This is a genomic window from Bradyrhizobium sp. LHD-71 (assembly GCF_031157255.1).
Lineage (GTDB): Bacteria > Pseudomonadota > Alphaproteobacteria > Rhizobiales > Xanthobacteraceae > P52-10.
The window spans coordinates 105,945-120,275 of record NZ_JAVIFX010000027.1 but is presented as its reverse complement, the minus strand read 5'-3'; the positions used below and the strand labels follow the sequence as shown (position 1 = coordinate 120,275).

Below are 14,331 nucleotides of genomic sequence, written 5' to 3'. Positions count from 1 at the left end.
GCATCTGACTCCAGGCCAGGATGCCGATATCGCTGCGGCTCCCGATGTCCTGGCGCTCGCGCCACCCATGAGCGTGCTCCTCGCCGACAAAGGGTATGATGGCGACAAGCTTCGCGGCGAAATCATTCGTCGTGGCGCCAAGCCCGTAATCCCCAATAAATCTAACCGTGTCGTCATCCATCGCTTCAACAAACGCGCCTACAAAGGACGAAATGTCATCGAACGCTGCTTTTGCAGGCTCAAGGACTTCCGGCGCATCGCCACGCGATATGACAAGCTCGCCCGTAATTTTTTGGCCGCTGTTCATCTCGCCGCTCTCGTCGCATATTGGCTCAATTGAGTCTGGACCCTAAGCCCACAGTCCAGCACATCGGGCATCCGCGTAGCGCGACGAGGGCGGCAATTCCCGCGCCTAGGGATGGCCAGGGGTGCGCGGCCTGGTGGACGATGGCCCAAGTGAGTAGCGCCGCCGCAGCCGCGCCGCGCATCAGGTGTGCGCCCAGGAAGGCGCTTCCGAACATGCCGACTCCACGAAAGTAACTCATGTGCTTTCTCGTCCGCTGTCCTTTGTGCCGAGCAGGTATTCGCGCACCAATGCGCGGGCGCGGCGCAGGCGGCTTTTGACCGCTTCGCGCGTCACGCCGAGCCGCCCGGCAATTTCCCCAATCGTCAGATCTTCGAGATCTCGCAGGAGCAGCACTTCGCGATGCGACGGCGAAAGCGACTCGATCGCATTGACCAGGTCCATGCGTAACTCGTCCGGCGGGACCTTCGCGAGCTCGCGTGACTCTTCCAGGGTGGCGAGTTCCTCGACTCCCCGCATCAGCATCAGCGCCGGCAGCATGCAAAGGCGCGCGATGACCGTTAGCAGCCAGCCAGCGAGTGCGGCTGGACTGCGGATCGTGCCCACGCGCCGGTACACGACGATGAGCGCTTCTTGCACCACATCTTCGATGACCGAGGCACGGTAGCAAAGGCGCCGAGCGTAGCGCCGAATGTCCGGCTGCAGCGCCACCAAGAGCTGTGTGAGCGCGTGCCGGTCGCCCGACTGTGCCGCGAGCACGAGATCGTCTGATACGCGCGCCAAGGCGGTCACCCCTTCAGTGGCTCGCGCCCGGCGACGGCGCAAGCAGGACAATAGCCGAACACGCCAGTGGCCAGCGTCACCACACCCGCACCGCTGAGCAAAAGCCCGAGCGGCGAAGCGTGCAGCGCAACCACGCCGCAGATGACCATCAAGCCCCCGCCGATCAGTCTGGCCGCGCGCTCCCACCCGCCAACGTTCTTCCTGTACCACATGGTTCTGTGCTCCGGTTCGTGACACGCCGGTATGGCGCATTCATCTGGACAGGAGGGCGCAAACCCGGCGCCGGGGTCGCGGCACGAAAAAAAATTTGCGGGGGTCGCAGCTTCCGCAGGCTGGCGTGGGCGGCGGGGCGCGCCGCCATCGCAAACTGGCCTGTCGAAACGGGTCATCAACCATAGCGTCACGGCGAAACGATAGTTGCCCATCTTCATCGGCCGCGGAGCGCCATTGCGTAGTAAGTACGTCCCATGCGTACCCTCGATCGCCTGCTCTCCTGTCTCGCCCTGTTCCTTGCAATGGCCGCCGTCACTGCGCTTCCCGCGCGCGCGGCCGAAACCTGCCCATTCATCAGCGCCCAGGAGCTCGCCCGCGCGATGCCGGCGCTCAAATGGTCACTGATTTCCAATCAGGATGGCCGCGGCTGCATCTACCAGGCCGGGCGCGGCGGCACGATGATGCTGACCGTGTTCCGCAATCCCGACAAGGACCGCGCCAGGGAATTGTACGCGACCTTCGTCAAGACGCTCGGTGAACGCATGAAGCTGAGCGCAGTGGCGGGGATCGGCGAGGAAGGCCAGGGCGGAGCGACCGCGGCCGGCGCCGAGCGCCAGGAGGCCTCGGTCGTCGCGCTGTCCGGCGACTACATTCTGCAGATCACCGTCCATCCGACCGGCCGGCGTGCCGACGATGCGCTGCTCGGACCGCTCACCGAGGCTGCGCGCATTGCCGTTGGCAATGTGGACAAGAGCAGCGAGCGGTTCGGCAATTGCGAGTGGCTCACGGCCGCGGATGCCGACGGTTTTCTCGACACGAAAACGCTGACGGTCCAACGCACCGGCGCGGGCAGCTGCATGATGTTCGATCGCGAGGCCAACACGATGATCACCGCGGTGATCACGACCTCGCGCGACACCGCCGTCCAGATGATGAAGCGCGCAGGCCCGTGCAAGCATGTGACGATCCCTGAGCTCGGCAGCGAAGCCTTCGGCGAGCATTCCTGCACAAAGGGTAACGGCAACGCCGTCACCATCTATGTCTGGAAGAATGGCAAGCAGGCCTCGATCGTGTTCGCTCCGGTCAAACCGCATCCGCAGTCCGGCTCCGTCGAGCGCCTGAAGGCGGTCGCAGGGCGGGTCTATGGGAAATTGTAACGGCGGGGTGTGACCGCCTCCGCTCCGATTGGCTCAGCGCGAGCCACCCCCGTCATCCGCCCGCCAGCACCTCCTTGCACTTGGCCGCGAAGGCGTTGAGGTGCGCGCCGATCTGGTGCGCCAGCGCGTCGGACCGATCGACATTCTGCAAGCTCATGTTGAGGGCGTAGACGGGAAGTCCCGCCAGCACGATGGGCGTTGCGACGGCGAGAACGGCGGGCTGCCACGACACCGCACAATAGCCTTCGCGTCCGACGGCGCTGATCGATCTCCTGACGTCTGCGAGCAGCGCCTTGGTGGCCGCAGTGCTGCGCCGCTTGAACAGTTTCAGCAATCGCTCGCGCTCGGTCTCTGCGACGCCGGCCAGGTAGGCGCGACCCAGCGACGTCAACTCCATCGGCACCTGCTGGCCTGCGACCACGTTGCGCAGCGCCGCGCGCGGACTGTAGCGGATCGATTCGAGATAGACCATCATGGTGCGATCTGCCGTCGCGAGCCCGACGTTCAGCCGGCGCTTGGCCGATTCCGCCCGCATCATCGGGCCGATCGCGTTGAGCACGGGTGATCCCGTCCGCATCGCGTGGCCGACGCTGATGACGGACGCGGCAAGACGGTAGGCCCGCTCGGCGCGGACCTCATCGAGCATCCCGGAATTGACCAGCGTTCGCGTCAGCCGGCTGACCGTCGAGCGCGGCAAGCCGGTCCGCTCGGCGATCTCGCCATTGCCGAGCGTGTCGATGCCGGGTCGGAAAGCCCGGAGGATTTCGATACCCCGTTCGAGCGAGCGGTTGCCATCGACGCCGCCCGCATATCTGCGCATCTGCGCCATATCCAGCCTCCCGGCATTTCCACTTAGTGGAATTAAGGGGATGTTTGCAAAGGTGCAAGCCGCTATAGGCGAAGGCAAGAAGAATGCCTGGGCTGTGCAGGGCTCGACGAGGAAACGGCTCCGCCTGAACGGCATTCGGATGCCCGCGCATCATCTGCGCCGCGCTGATCGATCCGACTCAAACCCGGAAAGTCTGCCATGTCCTATCAGCTCATCGAATTTTCCGTCGAAGCCGGTGTTGCGACCATCGCGTTCAACCGGCCGGATCGGCGCAACGCCATGAGCGACGAGATGCGTTCCGAGTTCACCGGCGCTCTCGAAACCGTGTCCCGCGACAAGGCGATCAAGGCCCTGGTACTGACGGGACGAGGCAATGCCTTCTGCGCCGGCGGCGACATCAGCGGCATGAGGCGCCGGCTCGAGGCGCCGCAGGGGGACGTCGCATTCAACGGATGGAGCCGTCAGCAGGGCGTCCATCACGTGCAGACGCTGCTGCTGGGCTTGCCGAAGCCGACCGTTGCCGCAGTCAACGGCGCCGCGGCGGGCCTCGGTGCCGACACCGCGCTGGCCTGCGACTTCGTCATGGCGACGGAGCGATCGAAATTCACCTGGTCCTACATCAAGCGCGGCTTGATACCCGACGGCGGCGGCCTGTATTTCCTGCCGCGCCGAGTGGGCCTTGCGAGAGCGAAGGAGCTGATCTTCACCGGACGCGTCGTCGAAGCCGACGAAGCGCTCGCGCTCGGGATCGTGGATCGCAAGGTGGCGGCGGCCGAGCTGATGTCGGCCGCGCAGGCCTGGGCGGCCGAACTGGCGCAGGGCTCTCCGACCGCGCTCGCTCTGAGCAAGACGATCCTGAACGAGACGTTCGAGCATTCCGCGCACGACATCTTCAATCTCGGCAGCCAGGCGCAGGCCATCTGCTACACCAGCGCGGAGCATCGCGAGGCCGTGACGGCTTTCCTCGCGCAATCCTCGTCGAAGGGTTGAGCGATGAACGCGATCGAGCGCCTGATCCGCCCGCGCAGCATCGCCGTCATCGGCGCCTCCGCCGACCCGGGCAAGACCTCGGGGCGGCCTGTTGCGTATCTCAAGAAGCATGGCTTTGGGGGTGCGATCTATCCCGTCAATCCCAAGGTCGGAGAGATCGGCGGCCTGCGCTGCTATGCCGACGTCGCTTCGCTGCCGGATGTGCCGGACGTCGGCCTAGTCCTGCTCGGCGCGGAACGCGCCCATGTCGCCGTGCGCGAGTTGTCCGAGCGCGGCACTGCGGCGGCGATCGTTCTCGCCAGCGGCTACACCGAGACGGGGGCGGAAGGCGCCGCACGTCAGACGCAGCTCATGCAGGCCGCCGGATCCATGCGCCTTCTCGGGCCGAACACGATCGGGCTCGTCAATCTCACGGACAACATCGTGCTGTCGGCATCCGGCGCGCTGGCGATGGACCATTTTCCGGCCGGCTCGATCGGCCTGGTCTCGCAAAGCGGGGGCATTCTCGGCGCCGTCCTGTCGCGCGCTGCGGCGCGCGGGGTCGGACTGTCCAAGCTGGTGTCGACCAGCAACGAAGCCGATCTCGAACTCGCAGATATCATCGACTTTCTTGCCGACGACAGCGCCACCAGGGTCATCGCGCTCTATATCGAGGCGATCCGCAATCCGGCCCGCTTCCGCGCGGCGGTGCTCAAGGCGCGGCGCGCCGGCAAACCCATCGTCGCCTTCAAGATCGGGAGGTCGGAGGCGGGCGCAAAGGCGGCCGTCTCGCACACGGGAGCGCTTGCCGGCTCCGATCGCATGTACGACGCCTTCTTCAGACAGCTCGGCGTGATCCGCGCGCGGACATTCGAAGACCTGCTCGACATTCCCGCAGCTCTTTCCGCGGGACGGAAGCTGTCCGGCAGGCGCGTGGCGATCCTCACCTCGACCGGCGGCGCCGGCACGATCCTGTCCGACAGTTTGGGGATCGCCGGCTTCGCGACGCCCGCGCCCGACGCGGACTCGGCTGCGCAATTGCGCGCCTTGCAATCGGGATCGCACGCCATGCTCGATCGCAATCCGATCGACGTGACCCTGGCCGGCCTGCAGCCGGATCTGCTTCGCGCCGCCATTCATATCCTGCTTGCTAGCCCTTCCTACGATGCGCTGGCCGTCATTGCAGGCTCCTCAGCCGTGGGATCGCCGGCGCTGCTGGCGGACGCCATCCACGACTGTCTGCCGCTGAGCGACAAGCCCGTGATCGCCTATGTGAGCCCCTACGCGCCCGACGTGGTCTCCGTTCTCACGCAGCGCGGCGTCCCGGCCTACACCTCCGCCGAGAGCTGCGCCCGTGCGCTCGATGGACTTCTCAAGGCGGGAATGCCGGGACAGGTCGAGATATCCGGATCGATGGAGACACTGGTCGATATCAGCGATTTTCCGGTGGGAACGCTGGACGAGGCGCAGGCCAAGGCCTTGTTCGCTCGCTTTGGCGTTCCGGTTGTGACGGAGAAGATCGTCGCTACGGCAGGCGAGGCGGAGCAGGCGGCGCGAGACTTGGGCAGCAAGGTCGTGCTCAAAATTCTCTCGCGCGAGATTGCGCACAAGAGCGACGTCGGGGGCGTCGCGGTCAATCTGACCGCAGAGACGATCGGCGAGCGCCTGGCGGTGATGGCAGAAGAAGTCGCGCCCAAGGCCGGGAAGCGGCCGGAACGATTTCTGGTGCAGGAGATGATTTCAGGTGGCGTCGAGATCATTCTCGGGATGCATCGCGATTCGCTGGGGACAGCCATCCTTCTCGGAATGGGCGGCATCGCCGCCGAGCTGTTCCAGGACACCACGCTGCGTCTGCTTCCGCCGGAAGGCGGCCTGACGCTGACCGAAGCTGGCGCGATGGCGCGGGAGCTCGTCACATGGCCGTTGCTGGATGGCTTTCGCGGCCGGCCGAGGTGCGATGTCGAAGCGCTCGCCGCAGCGATCGTCGCTTTCTCGCGCATGGTTGCGCAGCTGGGCGAGCGCCTCAGTGAAGCTGAGATCAATCCGGTCTTCGTGCTCCCGGCAGGCCAAGGCGTGAAGGCGGCCGACGGGTTGGTCGTTCTCGACGCCAGCACATGACGCCCCATCGCGGACGCGCGCCAAGCTGCGTTCGTGACATGACGAGCCTTGTTTGAAAAATCTGAACCAAGACCGAATGGGAGGTCCACATGGCAATCGGTAACATCATCAGGCGAGACGGCGGTCCCGGCAAGGCAGTCGCTGTGTGGCGCTGGTCGCGCCGGGCCGTCCTCGCCTCGACAGCTTTGCTGGTCGCGGTCGGATCGGGCGTCGCGCCGGCGCGGGCCGAATACCCAGAGAAGATCATCAAGATCGTGGTGCCGTTCGCGGCTGGTGGCGGTACCGACATCGTCGCGCGAACGACCGCCCAGGAAATCCAGACCGACCTCGGCAAGCCCGTGATCATCGAGAACAAGCCGGGCGCAGGCACCATCATCGGAACCCAGACGGTGGCGACGAGCGAGCCTGACGGCTATTCGCTGCTGATGGCGACCTTCGCGCACGCGGTCAATCCCAGCCTGTACAACAAGCTGCCGTTCGATCCGCACAAGGATTTCGCGGCGGTCTCGCTGATTGCACGATCCTTCAATGTCGTCGTCGTCAACCCCGCATCCAAGATCAACTCGATTCCCGATCTGATCGCTGAAGCAAAGGCCAAGCCGGGCAAGCTCAATTTCGGCACGTTCGGCATCGGCACCTCGGCCCATCTCGCCGGCGAGCTGTTCAACGCCATGGCGAACGTCAAGATGACGGCGATCCCCTACAAGGGCGCGGCGCCTGCAATCAGCGATCTCCTGGGCGGGCAGATCGACGTGATGTTCACCACCGTGGCCAGCGCGGCGTCGCTGGTGGCGGCGGGTCAGCTCCGTGCGCTGGCTGTCACATCCGCCGAGCGTTCGGCCGCGTTCCCGCAATTGCCGACGGTCGCCGAGGCTGGAGTGCCCGGCTACGCCGCCGAGTCCTGGTACGGATTGTACGCTCCAGCCAAGACGCCTGCTGCCGTGATTGCGCGTCTCAATCAGGCGGTCGCGAAGGCCGTGCAGTCCGGTGGTTTCAAGCAACTGGCGACCAACGAAGGCCTGATCATGGTGGGTAGCGCTCCCCAGGAGCTCGATCGCTATGTCGCCCAGGAAGAGGAACGCTGGCGCAAGCTGGTCAAGGACGCGAACATCGAGGTGCAATAGTCCGGCTTGACATCCGGGGCCGCTTGGCGGTCCCCGGATGTCGTCCGACTACACCGTCAGCCCGCAAGCCCGCCGGATCGCGATCTGGACCGGCGAGGGCGGCAGCGCCCGATCGAACTCGCCCTTGGGCAGCAGCGGAGGCTGTGCCATGAAGCGGGGCCGCTTTCCCCGATGCGGTTGCGCGGCGTGAACCAGGAACGGGTGACACAGATAGACGCTGCCCGCCGCGCCGGTTGCAAGTTCGACGTCGCAATCCTGCGTCGACGCCCAGTCTCCGGCCGCGAGTTGCCGCAGCGTCGCGCCTGCCTCGCCATAGGGCAGCAGCTCGCGCGCGATGGTCGCATGCGAGCCTTTGCGGATCCGCGTGGGCGCATCGTCGTCGCAGACATCCGAGAGCAGGAACAGCATCAGCAGCGCACGTCCGCTGCTCGTCACATTGGCGCGCCACTCCATGAAATCGGCATTGGACGTGCCAAAGCTCATGTCGACATGCCAGCCATCGTCGCCTGGCGATTGCGATGACGGGAAGCGGATCGGAAAGGTTCCGAGGCCCGCCGGCGCAAGCCAGCGCCCTTCGCCGACGAGCTGATCGTACGCCTTGTGCAAAAGCCGGGTATTCGCCGCTTCAACGAATGGAGGCGAAGCTTTGGCGCCAACGCGGATCACGGGCTGGGTCCAATCTTCGGGCTGGTCCGGCGACAGGCCGATATCCGCCCACAGCTCGTCCCTGCATCGCCTTGCAAGGTCGGCGCTGAAGGCATTCCCGAGTTTGACGAAGCCGTCGTCGATGAAGCTCTGAACCTGACAAGGCGTCAGGCCGGTTTGTTCGGTCTTGGGCATTTCACATCTCTCCGTTCGGCTAGCGCATCGCGCGCAGCCGTTTGATCTGGTTGGCGCCGGAGCGCCGGAACGACGTTCTGCCGTTCAGATCAGCGGAAAAAATGTGGAGGTGAACATCATGGCGGGAACGTATAGCGCGGCGGAGCGCGGAATCAAGACACGCTCACCGCTTCGCGAGCGCAGGCCCGTGGCGGCAGCCTCTAGCGGAACGAGAAGGCTGCCGCAGCTTTACACGTGCCTCACGGGCAAGGGTGACGGAGACCGTCGCGGCCGAGATAGGTGCCCGAGCCGGGATCGTAGGAGCGGAAGCGCTGCGCGCAGTAGGAGGCGGCGTTGCTTTGAGCCTGGCTGTTGGCGATGGCGCCGCCGATGATCGCGCCCGCCGCGAGGCCGCCGAGGACGGCTGCGCCGGTGCCGTAATGGCCGTGGTGATGCCTGTGACCGTAATAGCCATGCCGATGTCCGTGTCCGTGCCAATGCCGGTACTGCACCTGCTGCACGCCTGAGTCCGGCCCGGGATTGCCGATCGGCAGCGGTGCCGCGAGCACCGGCGAGGCAGCCGTCGAGAGCATTGCTCCGGCGGCCGCGAGGACGACGAAAGTTCTATGCATTATCATGTCGGGCTCCATGTTGGTGAGGATGCCGGAGCAACGGCAGGTAGCCCGCTCCGTTCCTCCATGACGAGGCGAGCGTCAGAGGGTCGCAGAAAATGAATTGTTCGTAAGGATGCGGCCCGAGGAGGACGGGCGTGCGCGGCCGGAGAGATGCAGCACGCAAGCACGCCTCGCGGCTATGTGTCTTCGCCGTCCCGCTGGCGGAAGGGATCGGCGACATCATCGTGACCGCTGCGGCTGCTGAAGAACATCAGGGCCATCAGCCCGCAGCCGATGAGCAGGGAGAAGAAGGCTCCGAGGCCAAGCGCGATCCAGCCATGCTTGCCCATCTCAACCCCGCTGCTGGCTCCCCAGACCGAGAATCCCCAAACGCCCGTGAGGATCAACATGGCTCCGAGAGCGACCAACAGGGCAATCTGACCGGCACCGATGTTCTTCATGGCGGTTCCCGTTGTTGTGCCTGACGAGACTCAATCGTGGAGAGCGCGGAGGCGTTCCTGTTACGAGGCTGAGCTTCGTGGCTCGTTTGAGCGGCAGGCGGAACGCGCCTGACCGGCGCGCTCCTGTCCTCAGTTGATTGGCGTACAGCCTCACTCGGAGACGGCGAGAACGGTCAGCCCTCTTGTTCGCTTGTCGGGCGTCTCGAATTCGATGCGCTGTCCCTCCGAAAGGCCGATCAGGGCCGCTCCGACGGGCGTCAGGATCGAGATCCGGTTGAGCTCGATGTTTGCTTCGTGCGGATAGACGAGCACGATCTCCCGGCTCGCGCCGGACCCGTCATCGCGGTAGCTCACTTTGGAACCCATCCTGACCACGCCGCGCAAATCGTCCGCTTGCGCGATGGTTGCGCGTTCCACTTCCCGAGCCAGAAACTGGGCGACGCGAGGAAACAGGTCCATGGTCGAATTCGCCAGCGAGCTGAGACGCCGCGATTCATCCTCTGTGATTTTGATCGGAGGCAAGATCGTCTGCCCTTGCTGACTCTCTGCTTCGAGCTTGCGCATGTGATGTCTCCTACGCGGCAGTTGGTCCGGGATCGTCATCGAACGGCTTGCTTTGATGCGGCCGCCGGAAGAACGGCACGACGTTCGAGCGAGATTGGGTGATGCTTTGAACCCTGACGACGTTCAGACAGCCCGCCACGAAATATGGCATCTGATCGCCGACCCGCAGTCCGATCAATGCCGCCCCCAAAGGTGTCAGGACCGAAATGCTTTCCGGATTCCAGCACGCCTCGGGCCAGACCAATTGCACGGTGCGACGCGGAACGCCCCAATTCGTGCAATACGTGACCCATGATCCCATGGTGACGACTGAGCTTAGATCGTCGGACGCATCCGGCACGATCTCGGCGCGGTTGATTTCACCTGTAAGGAAGATCCCGTCCAGATCGCCTTTTTGTGCGGCAAGACGGGCAAGCTGTTCGAGCCGCGGATAATCCGCTGCGGTGAGCATGATTTTTGGAAGAGGCAGCACGGCGCACTCCTTCTGCTTCAATTCGACCTCTCGGTGGAGGTAACGAAAGCTGGAAAAGAGCCCGGACGGCGCGCAGCCGTCCGGCTAACCGCCTGCTTGGAGGCGGCCGGCGTGAAGAGCAAAACGCGCGGTGCGCGCGTCTATGTCGACGACATATGCCATGACGCACTGACTATAGTGATTTAGCCCGCTGGAAACATTGCGGCGAAACCGCACAGCCACGCGCAGAGTGTCATGCAAGTGCGCTTCCTGGTCACCGCAGGCCCTGCTCGTCGATCAGGATGCGGTGGATCTCGATGCGCTCGGGCAGCTCGATCAGGAACTCCGCATCGCGCGCGAGATGATGGACCTTGGTCGGCTCGCCCTTGGTGAAGGCCGTCATGGCCGCGATGTCCGCCCAATAGGAGATGGTGGTGAACCACGTCTCATCGTCTCGGTCCTCGCGCAATTGCTGCACGCCAAGCGCGGTCTTTCGCAGCGGTGGAATGCCCTCGGCCTGCAGATAGGCCTGGTAGGCGTCGGCGAGATCGCGGCGGGTGCAGCCGCGCCAGATGCGGGCGATGGTCGGTTTGGTCGGCATGATGAGCTCCCTTGCGGCGTCTGGAACACGGCCAGACTCGCCTGCCTCAATAACGCGGTGCTTCGCTTTGCCGTTTCAGGCGCCAGGATATGGTTCGCCCATTCCAGGCGCAGCACGCAAGATCACCTGTAATCTGCTTCACACGCAAACGCGCTCAACGACGCTACACGAATCAGACCGCGCGCTCCGCGCGGGTGGTTCGGAGCTGGCGATGATGGCCGCATTGGCAAGGGCAATATCCCGCGCGACGAGAACCGACATCGACGCCGAAACCCTGAAGATTCTCATGGTCTTCGCGGGAGCGGCCGCGCTGCTCTCCTTCGCGGCCGCGATGATCTACCGACAGGCCCTGAAAGCCGCTTTGCTGTGACAGGATGGGTGCGTCGGGCCCCGCATGAAGCGTCGCCGCGTCAAAGGAACTTCCATTTTTTCCCGGCGTTGAACATCGGCCCCCACAAGCGGCCGGTCCGCACGATGAAGAACTTTTCCAACGCCGAGTTTTCCCCCGAGGTGATCGAGCTGATGACCGCCGCGCTGGAATCTGCGGTCGCCACGCTGCCGGAGCCGGTGCATTCCTCGCATGTCAATGCGCTCGCCGAATCCATCCTGCGCACCGCCGGCGCCGGTGAACGCAATCCCGCTGCGCTCCAGCGCATCGCCCTGATGGAGCTGCAACTGGCGCCCCGCAATTGATGAGGCCGACATGAAGCGACTTGCTGCTGCGATCGTCGCGCTCTGTGCGACATCATCTGTCGCCAGCGCCAACGGCTGGACCACCTACCGCATCCCGGAATCCGGAACTTCGGTCGACATCCCCGCCTCGATCTTCACGGAGCCGGCCGGCCGGCCCGACGGATACGGCCAGCATTTTCGCAGCTCCGACGGCAGCGCAGACCTCACCGTTCAGGCCGTCGTGAACCAGCAAGGCGTTTCGCCGGCTGAATTCCTGGCCCGGAAGAACCCTCCGTCGGGAATCATCTACAAGCGGATCACGTCGAACTTCTTCGTGGTGTCCAGCATCAAGCGCGACAAGGTCTGGTACAACCGCTGTAACTTCACTCGCGGCTATGTCCACTGCGTCCTGATCAATTATCCCGCCGCCGAGAAGCGTCGCTGGGACGCCGTGGTGACCCGGATCAGCCACAGCCTGCACGGCGGCTGACAGGTCACAACACAAAAGCTGCCCGAACAAGTCGGGCAGCAGCTGCGGAATGAATGCACGAATTGCGTCTAGCGCGCAGTCGTTGTCGTCCTCGACATGGTCGGCTTCGAGCCCGGCACATGCGACATGGTCTTGGTGGTGGAGCCGACCTCTTCGCCGGCCTTGACCTTGGTGCGCGTATGCGAGCGGCTGAACGTGCCACCCTCATGGGCCTGCGCCCGCGCGTTGGAGTTCATCACCGGACCGTTGCCCTTGTTCATGCTGACGCCGGTCTTGGCTTTGCCGTCCACGGCGGCGGCGCTTCCGCCGGCCGCAATCGACGAGCCGGTGCGGCCGGTCGCAGAGGTTGAGGTACCACCGGTGCCGACGGTGGAGGCGGATGTGCCGCCCGCTGCGGCCGAGCCGCCCGTTCCGCCCGTCATGCTGGTCTGTGCAAGAGCTGGTGTCGCGGCAGCGAGCAGAATTGCCACTGCCGAAGTCGTCAGGAGCGTTCTCATGTTTCCATCCTTCATGAATGTCAGGGTGACGAGGTCGAGATCGTGCAGCCGTTGACGGTGATGGTGCTGGCGCTGGTGGAGCCAGGCCCGCCCGCCGTCGACGATGAGCTCGAAACGCTGCCGCCGCCGGCCTGCACGTTCACCGATGATCCGCCTGCCGAGCTCGAGCTCGACAGCGAGCCGCTCGACGAGGTCGATCCGGTCGTGCCCGAACGCGACGAGCCGGCTGCAGTGATGCTGCCGTCCGCATGTTTCTCGACCGTGACCTTGCAGTTCTGGCCGGATGCCGTCTTGCCGGTTTTTTCCATGGTTTCTGCCGATGCAGCGCTGCTCATCAGAGCCAGTGCCGTAATCGCAACGATTGATCTGTTCATTGCGTGTCCTCCTCAACATGGACGAAGGGAGCGGCACGTGGCCGCTCCCGGGATCGGACTAGTTCTTGTCCTTCTTCCACTCGTCCTTGTTGTGGCCCTTGCCCTTCTCCATGCCCTTGTCGCTGGCATGACCGGCAGACGAGCCGGCGGCGCCGACAGTCGAGCCGCTCTTGCCGTCACCGGCTGACGAGCCACCGGTGCCGACCGTCGATGCGGAGTTCGAGCCCGAGCCCGCTGCGGATCCGCCGGTGCCGACGCTGGACGAGCTCTTGCCGCCGCCGGCCGATGAGCCACCGGTACCGAGCGTCGAAGCCGAGCCGCTGCCGGAGCCGCTACCCGCCGCGGAGCCGCCGGTGCCGACGGTCGAGCTGCTGGTGCCGCCGCCCGCCGAGGAGCCGCCGGTGCCGAGTGTCGAGGCCGAGCCGGAGCCGCTGCCGCCAGCCGAAGAGCCGCCGGTGCCGACGGTCGAGTTGCTGGTGCCGCCGCCGGCCGACGAACCGCCGGTACCGACCGTCGAGCTCGATTGCGCAACGGCGAGCGCCGTGCCCGCCAACAGCGCGGCCGCAGCCGCAGAAAGCTTCAGGATCCTCATGTCCGTTTTCCTCCAGTGGGTTTCCAAAACAAAAGCGCCAGATCAGGCTCGGGATAAACTGGCAATTGCGCAAACGTTCCTCATGTCGAGAACTTTGACGCCAATGATCGCTGCATCATGCCGTTCCGGGACGCATAACGTTGGCGCGATGCCCGTTCATTCATCCACTGTTCATCCAGGTCGGGTGTTCGGGCCGTGCGTCTGTTGCCGCGCAATCACGCGACGCCAGCGCCGTTCAGAATGCGCCGACCATCACATGGCGATCCATCACTTGGCGATCGTAGAGCCGACGCGAGGCCGCCGAGCGGGCCGTGCGATTTGGGCGGAGGTCGGCTGCCCGCGTCGCGTTGCGTCGAGGTGCGGGTATGATTTTCGTCTCCGGCTTCGGCGAGTCGGCCAACGCCAATGCATCGCCCGCAGTGTGGCTTGGGGCCTCGGCGATCAGAGGTGAGGAAGCCGCGGCAACAATCCCGGTGGACGTGTCCAGGATGATCTTCTCTGGCCAAGCGCGGGCGGAGTGGATGCGAATGGTCGTCCGGTCGACATCAGGCACCGCGGATGCTTTCGCCGTCGGCGCCAGATTGCGCTCGAGCAGGAACAGCAGCGCCACGACGAATGCGCCTGCAAAGATGAAATATCGAATGATGGGCATCAGGCGCTACCGCGAAACGAACCAAGGGCGGGTGGGCGGGCCGCCGT

General features: G+C 64.8%; 20 protein-coding genes and 1 pseudogene. 8 read left to right on the top strand and 13 right to left on the bottom strand.

Annotation, left to right across the window (positions count from 1 at the left end):
* A pseudogene (locus tag RCO31_RS26440) lies at positions 1-340 on the top strand (IS5-like element ISBj2 family transposase); the annotation flags it as partial.
* Positions 341-541: 201 nt separating this feature from the next.
* On the opposite strand, the gene RCO31_RS26435 reads toward RCO31_RS26440, so the two are convergent.
* Both RCO31_RS26435 and RCO31_RS26430 read right to left on the bottom strand, forming a co-directional pair.
* A complete protein-coding gene (locus RCO31_RS26435; RefSeq protein ID WP_308971447.1) occupies positions 542-1,096 on the bottom strand; it encodes an RNA polymerase sigma factor in 555 nt (184 codons plus the stop codon).
* Positions 1,093-1,299, bottom strand: a complete 207-nt coding sequence (locus tag RCO31_RS26430; RefSeq protein ID WP_145640486.1) for a DUF2892 domain-containing protein — start codon at positions 1,297-1,299, stop codon at positions 1,093-1,095. Before RCO31_RS26430 ends, RCO31_RS26435 begins: the two co-directional genes overlap by 4 nt.
* 255 nt (positions 1,300-1,554) lie before the next feature.
* Between RCO31_RS26430 and RCO31_RS26425 the strand changes: the two genes are divergently transcribed.
* The gene (locus RCO31_RS26425) at positions 1,555-2,457 is read left to right on the top strand and encodes a hypothetical protein (protein ID WP_145640483.1); all 903 of its coding nucleotides are present in this window, start codon (positions 1,555-1,557) and stop codon (positions 2,455-2,457) included.
* Positions 2,458-2,509: 52 nt separating this feature from the next.
* On the opposite strand, the gene RCO31_RS26420 is transcribed toward RCO31_RS26425, so the two are convergent.
* Positions 2,510-3,286: an IclR family transcriptional regulator gene (locus RCO31_RS26420; protein WP_145640479.1), complete on the bottom strand. Its 777-nt coding sequence runs from the start codon at positions 3,284-3,286 to the stop codon at positions 2,510-2,512.
* 198 nt (positions 3,287-3,484) lie between these two features.
* Between RCO31_RS26420 and RCO31_RS26415 the strand changes: the two genes are divergently transcribed.
* The 3 genes from RCO31_RS26415 (at position 3,485) to RCO31_RS26405 (ending at position 7,497) form a co-directional block, all read left to right on the top strand.
* The gene (locus RCO31_RS26415) at positions 3,485-4,276 is read left to right on the top strand and encodes an enoyl-CoA hydratase/isomerase family protein (RefSeq protein WP_145640477.1); all 792 of its coding nucleotides are present in this window, start codon (positions 3,485-3,487) and stop codon (positions 4,274-4,276) included.
* A 3-nt stretch (positions 4,277-4,279) separates the two neighbouring features.
* Entirely contained in the window at positions 4,280-6,373 is a 2,094-nt protein-coding gene (locus RCO31_RS26410) for an acetate--CoA ligase family protein (protein WP_145640475.1), read from the top strand.
* 89 nt (positions 6,374-6,462) lie between these two features.
* The gene (locus RCO31_RS26405; RefSeq protein WP_145640473.1) at positions 6,463-7,497 is read left to right on the top strand and encodes a tripartite tricarboxylate transporter substrate binding protein; all 1,035 of its coding nucleotides are present in this window, start codon (positions 6,463-6,465) and stop codon (positions 7,495-7,497) included.
* Positions 7,498-7,545: 48 nt separating this feature from the next.
* On the opposite strand, the gene RCO31_RS26400 is transcribed toward RCO31_RS26405, so the two are convergent.
* The 6 genes from RCO31_RS26400 to RCO31_RS26375 all read right to left on the bottom strand — a co-directional run bounded on the left by RCO31_RS26400 (position 7,546) and on the right by RCO31_RS26375 (position 11,007).
* On the bottom strand, positions 7,546-8,337 hold the full coding sequence (locus RCO31_RS26400) for a phytanoyl-CoA dioxygenase family protein (protein WP_145640471.1): 792 nt from the start codon (positions 8,335-8,337) through the stop codon (positions 7,546-7,548).
* A gap of 239 nt (positions 8,338-8,576) precedes the next feature.
* Positions 8,577-8,954, bottom strand: coding sequence for a BA14K family protein (locus RCO31_RS26395; RefSeq protein ID WP_374991535.1), 378 nt, complete (start codon positions 8,952-8,954; stop codon positions 8,577-8,579).
* Between the two features lie 173 nt (positions 8,955-9,127).
* Positions 9,128-9,391, bottom strand: a complete 264-nt coding sequence (locus RCO31_RS26390) for a hypothetical protein (RefSeq protein ID WP_145640469.1) — start codon at positions 9,389-9,391, stop codon at positions 9,128-9,130.
* Positions 9,392-9,541: 150 nt separating this feature from the next.
* Complete coding sequence (gene rnk, locus RCO31_RS26385; protein WP_167520700.1) at positions 9,542-9,955, bottom strand: nucleoside diphosphate kinase regulator; 414 nt, start codon at positions 9,953-9,955, stop codon at positions 9,542-9,544.
* 10 nt (positions 9,956-9,965) lie between these two features.
* Complete coding sequence (locus RCO31_RS26380) at positions 9,966-10,427, bottom strand: GreA/GreB family elongation factor (protein ID WP_308971446.1); 462 nt, start codon at positions 10,425-10,427, stop codon at positions 9,966-9,968.
* Between the two features lie 253 nt (positions 10,428-10,680).
* The gene (locus tag RCO31_RS26375) at positions 10,681-11,007 is read right to left on the bottom strand and encodes a hypothetical protein (protein WP_145640464.1); all 327 of its coding nucleotides are present in this window, start codon (positions 11,005-11,007) and stop codon (positions 10,681-10,683) included.
* A gap of 211 nt (positions 11,008-11,218) precedes the next feature.
* On the opposite strand from RCO31_RS26375, the gene RCO31_RS26370 reads away from it, so the two are divergent.
* The 3 genes from RCO31_RS26370 (at position 11,219) to RCO31_RS26360 (ending at position 12,169) form a co-directional block, all read left to right on the top strand.
* On the top strand, positions 11,219-11,377 hold the full coding sequence (locus tag RCO31_RS26370) for a hypothetical protein (RefSeq protein ID WP_167520699.1): 159 nt from the start codon (positions 11,219-11,221) through the stop codon (positions 11,375-11,377).
* A gap of 104 nt (positions 11,378-11,481) precedes the next feature.
* Positions 11,482-11,700, top strand: a complete 219-nt coding sequence (locus RCO31_RS26365) for a hypothetical protein (RefSeq protein WP_145640462.1) — start codon at positions 11,482-11,484, stop codon at positions 11,698-11,700.
* Positions 11,701-11,710: 10 nt separating this feature from the next.
* Positions 11,711-12,169, top strand: a complete 459-nt coding sequence (locus tag RCO31_RS26360) for a hypothetical protein (protein WP_145640460.1) — start codon at positions 11,711-11,713, stop codon at positions 12,167-12,169.
* A 68-nt stretch (positions 12,170-12,237) separates the two neighbouring features.
* On the opposite strand, the gene RCO31_RS26355 is transcribed toward RCO31_RS26360, so the two are convergent.
* From RCO31_RS26355 to RCO31_RS26340, 4 genes are all read right to left on the bottom strand, one after another.
* Positions 12,238-12,666, bottom strand: a complete 429-nt coding sequence (locus tag RCO31_RS26355; RefSeq protein WP_145640458.1) for a hypothetical protein — start codon at positions 12,664-12,666, stop codon at positions 12,238-12,240.
* 20 nt (positions 12,667-12,686) lie between these two features.
* Positions 12,687-13,040 (bottom strand): hypothetical protein, encoded by a 354-nt coding sequence (locus RCO31_RS26350; protein WP_145640456.1) that lies wholly within the window; start codon positions 13,038-13,040, stop codon positions 12,687-12,689.
* Between the two features lie 58 nt (positions 13,041-13,098).
* Positions 13,099-13,632, bottom strand: coding sequence for a hypothetical protein (locus RCO31_RS26345; protein WP_060734670.1), 534 nt, complete (start codon positions 13,630-13,632; stop codon positions 13,099-13,101).
* 235 nt (positions 13,633-13,867) lie between these two features.
* Positions 13,868-14,284, bottom strand: coding sequence for a hypothetical protein (locus RCO31_RS26340; protein ID WP_308971445.1), 417 nt, complete (start codon positions 14,282-14,284; stop codon positions 13,868-13,870).
* Positions 14,285-14,331 lie beyond the last annotated feature (47 nt).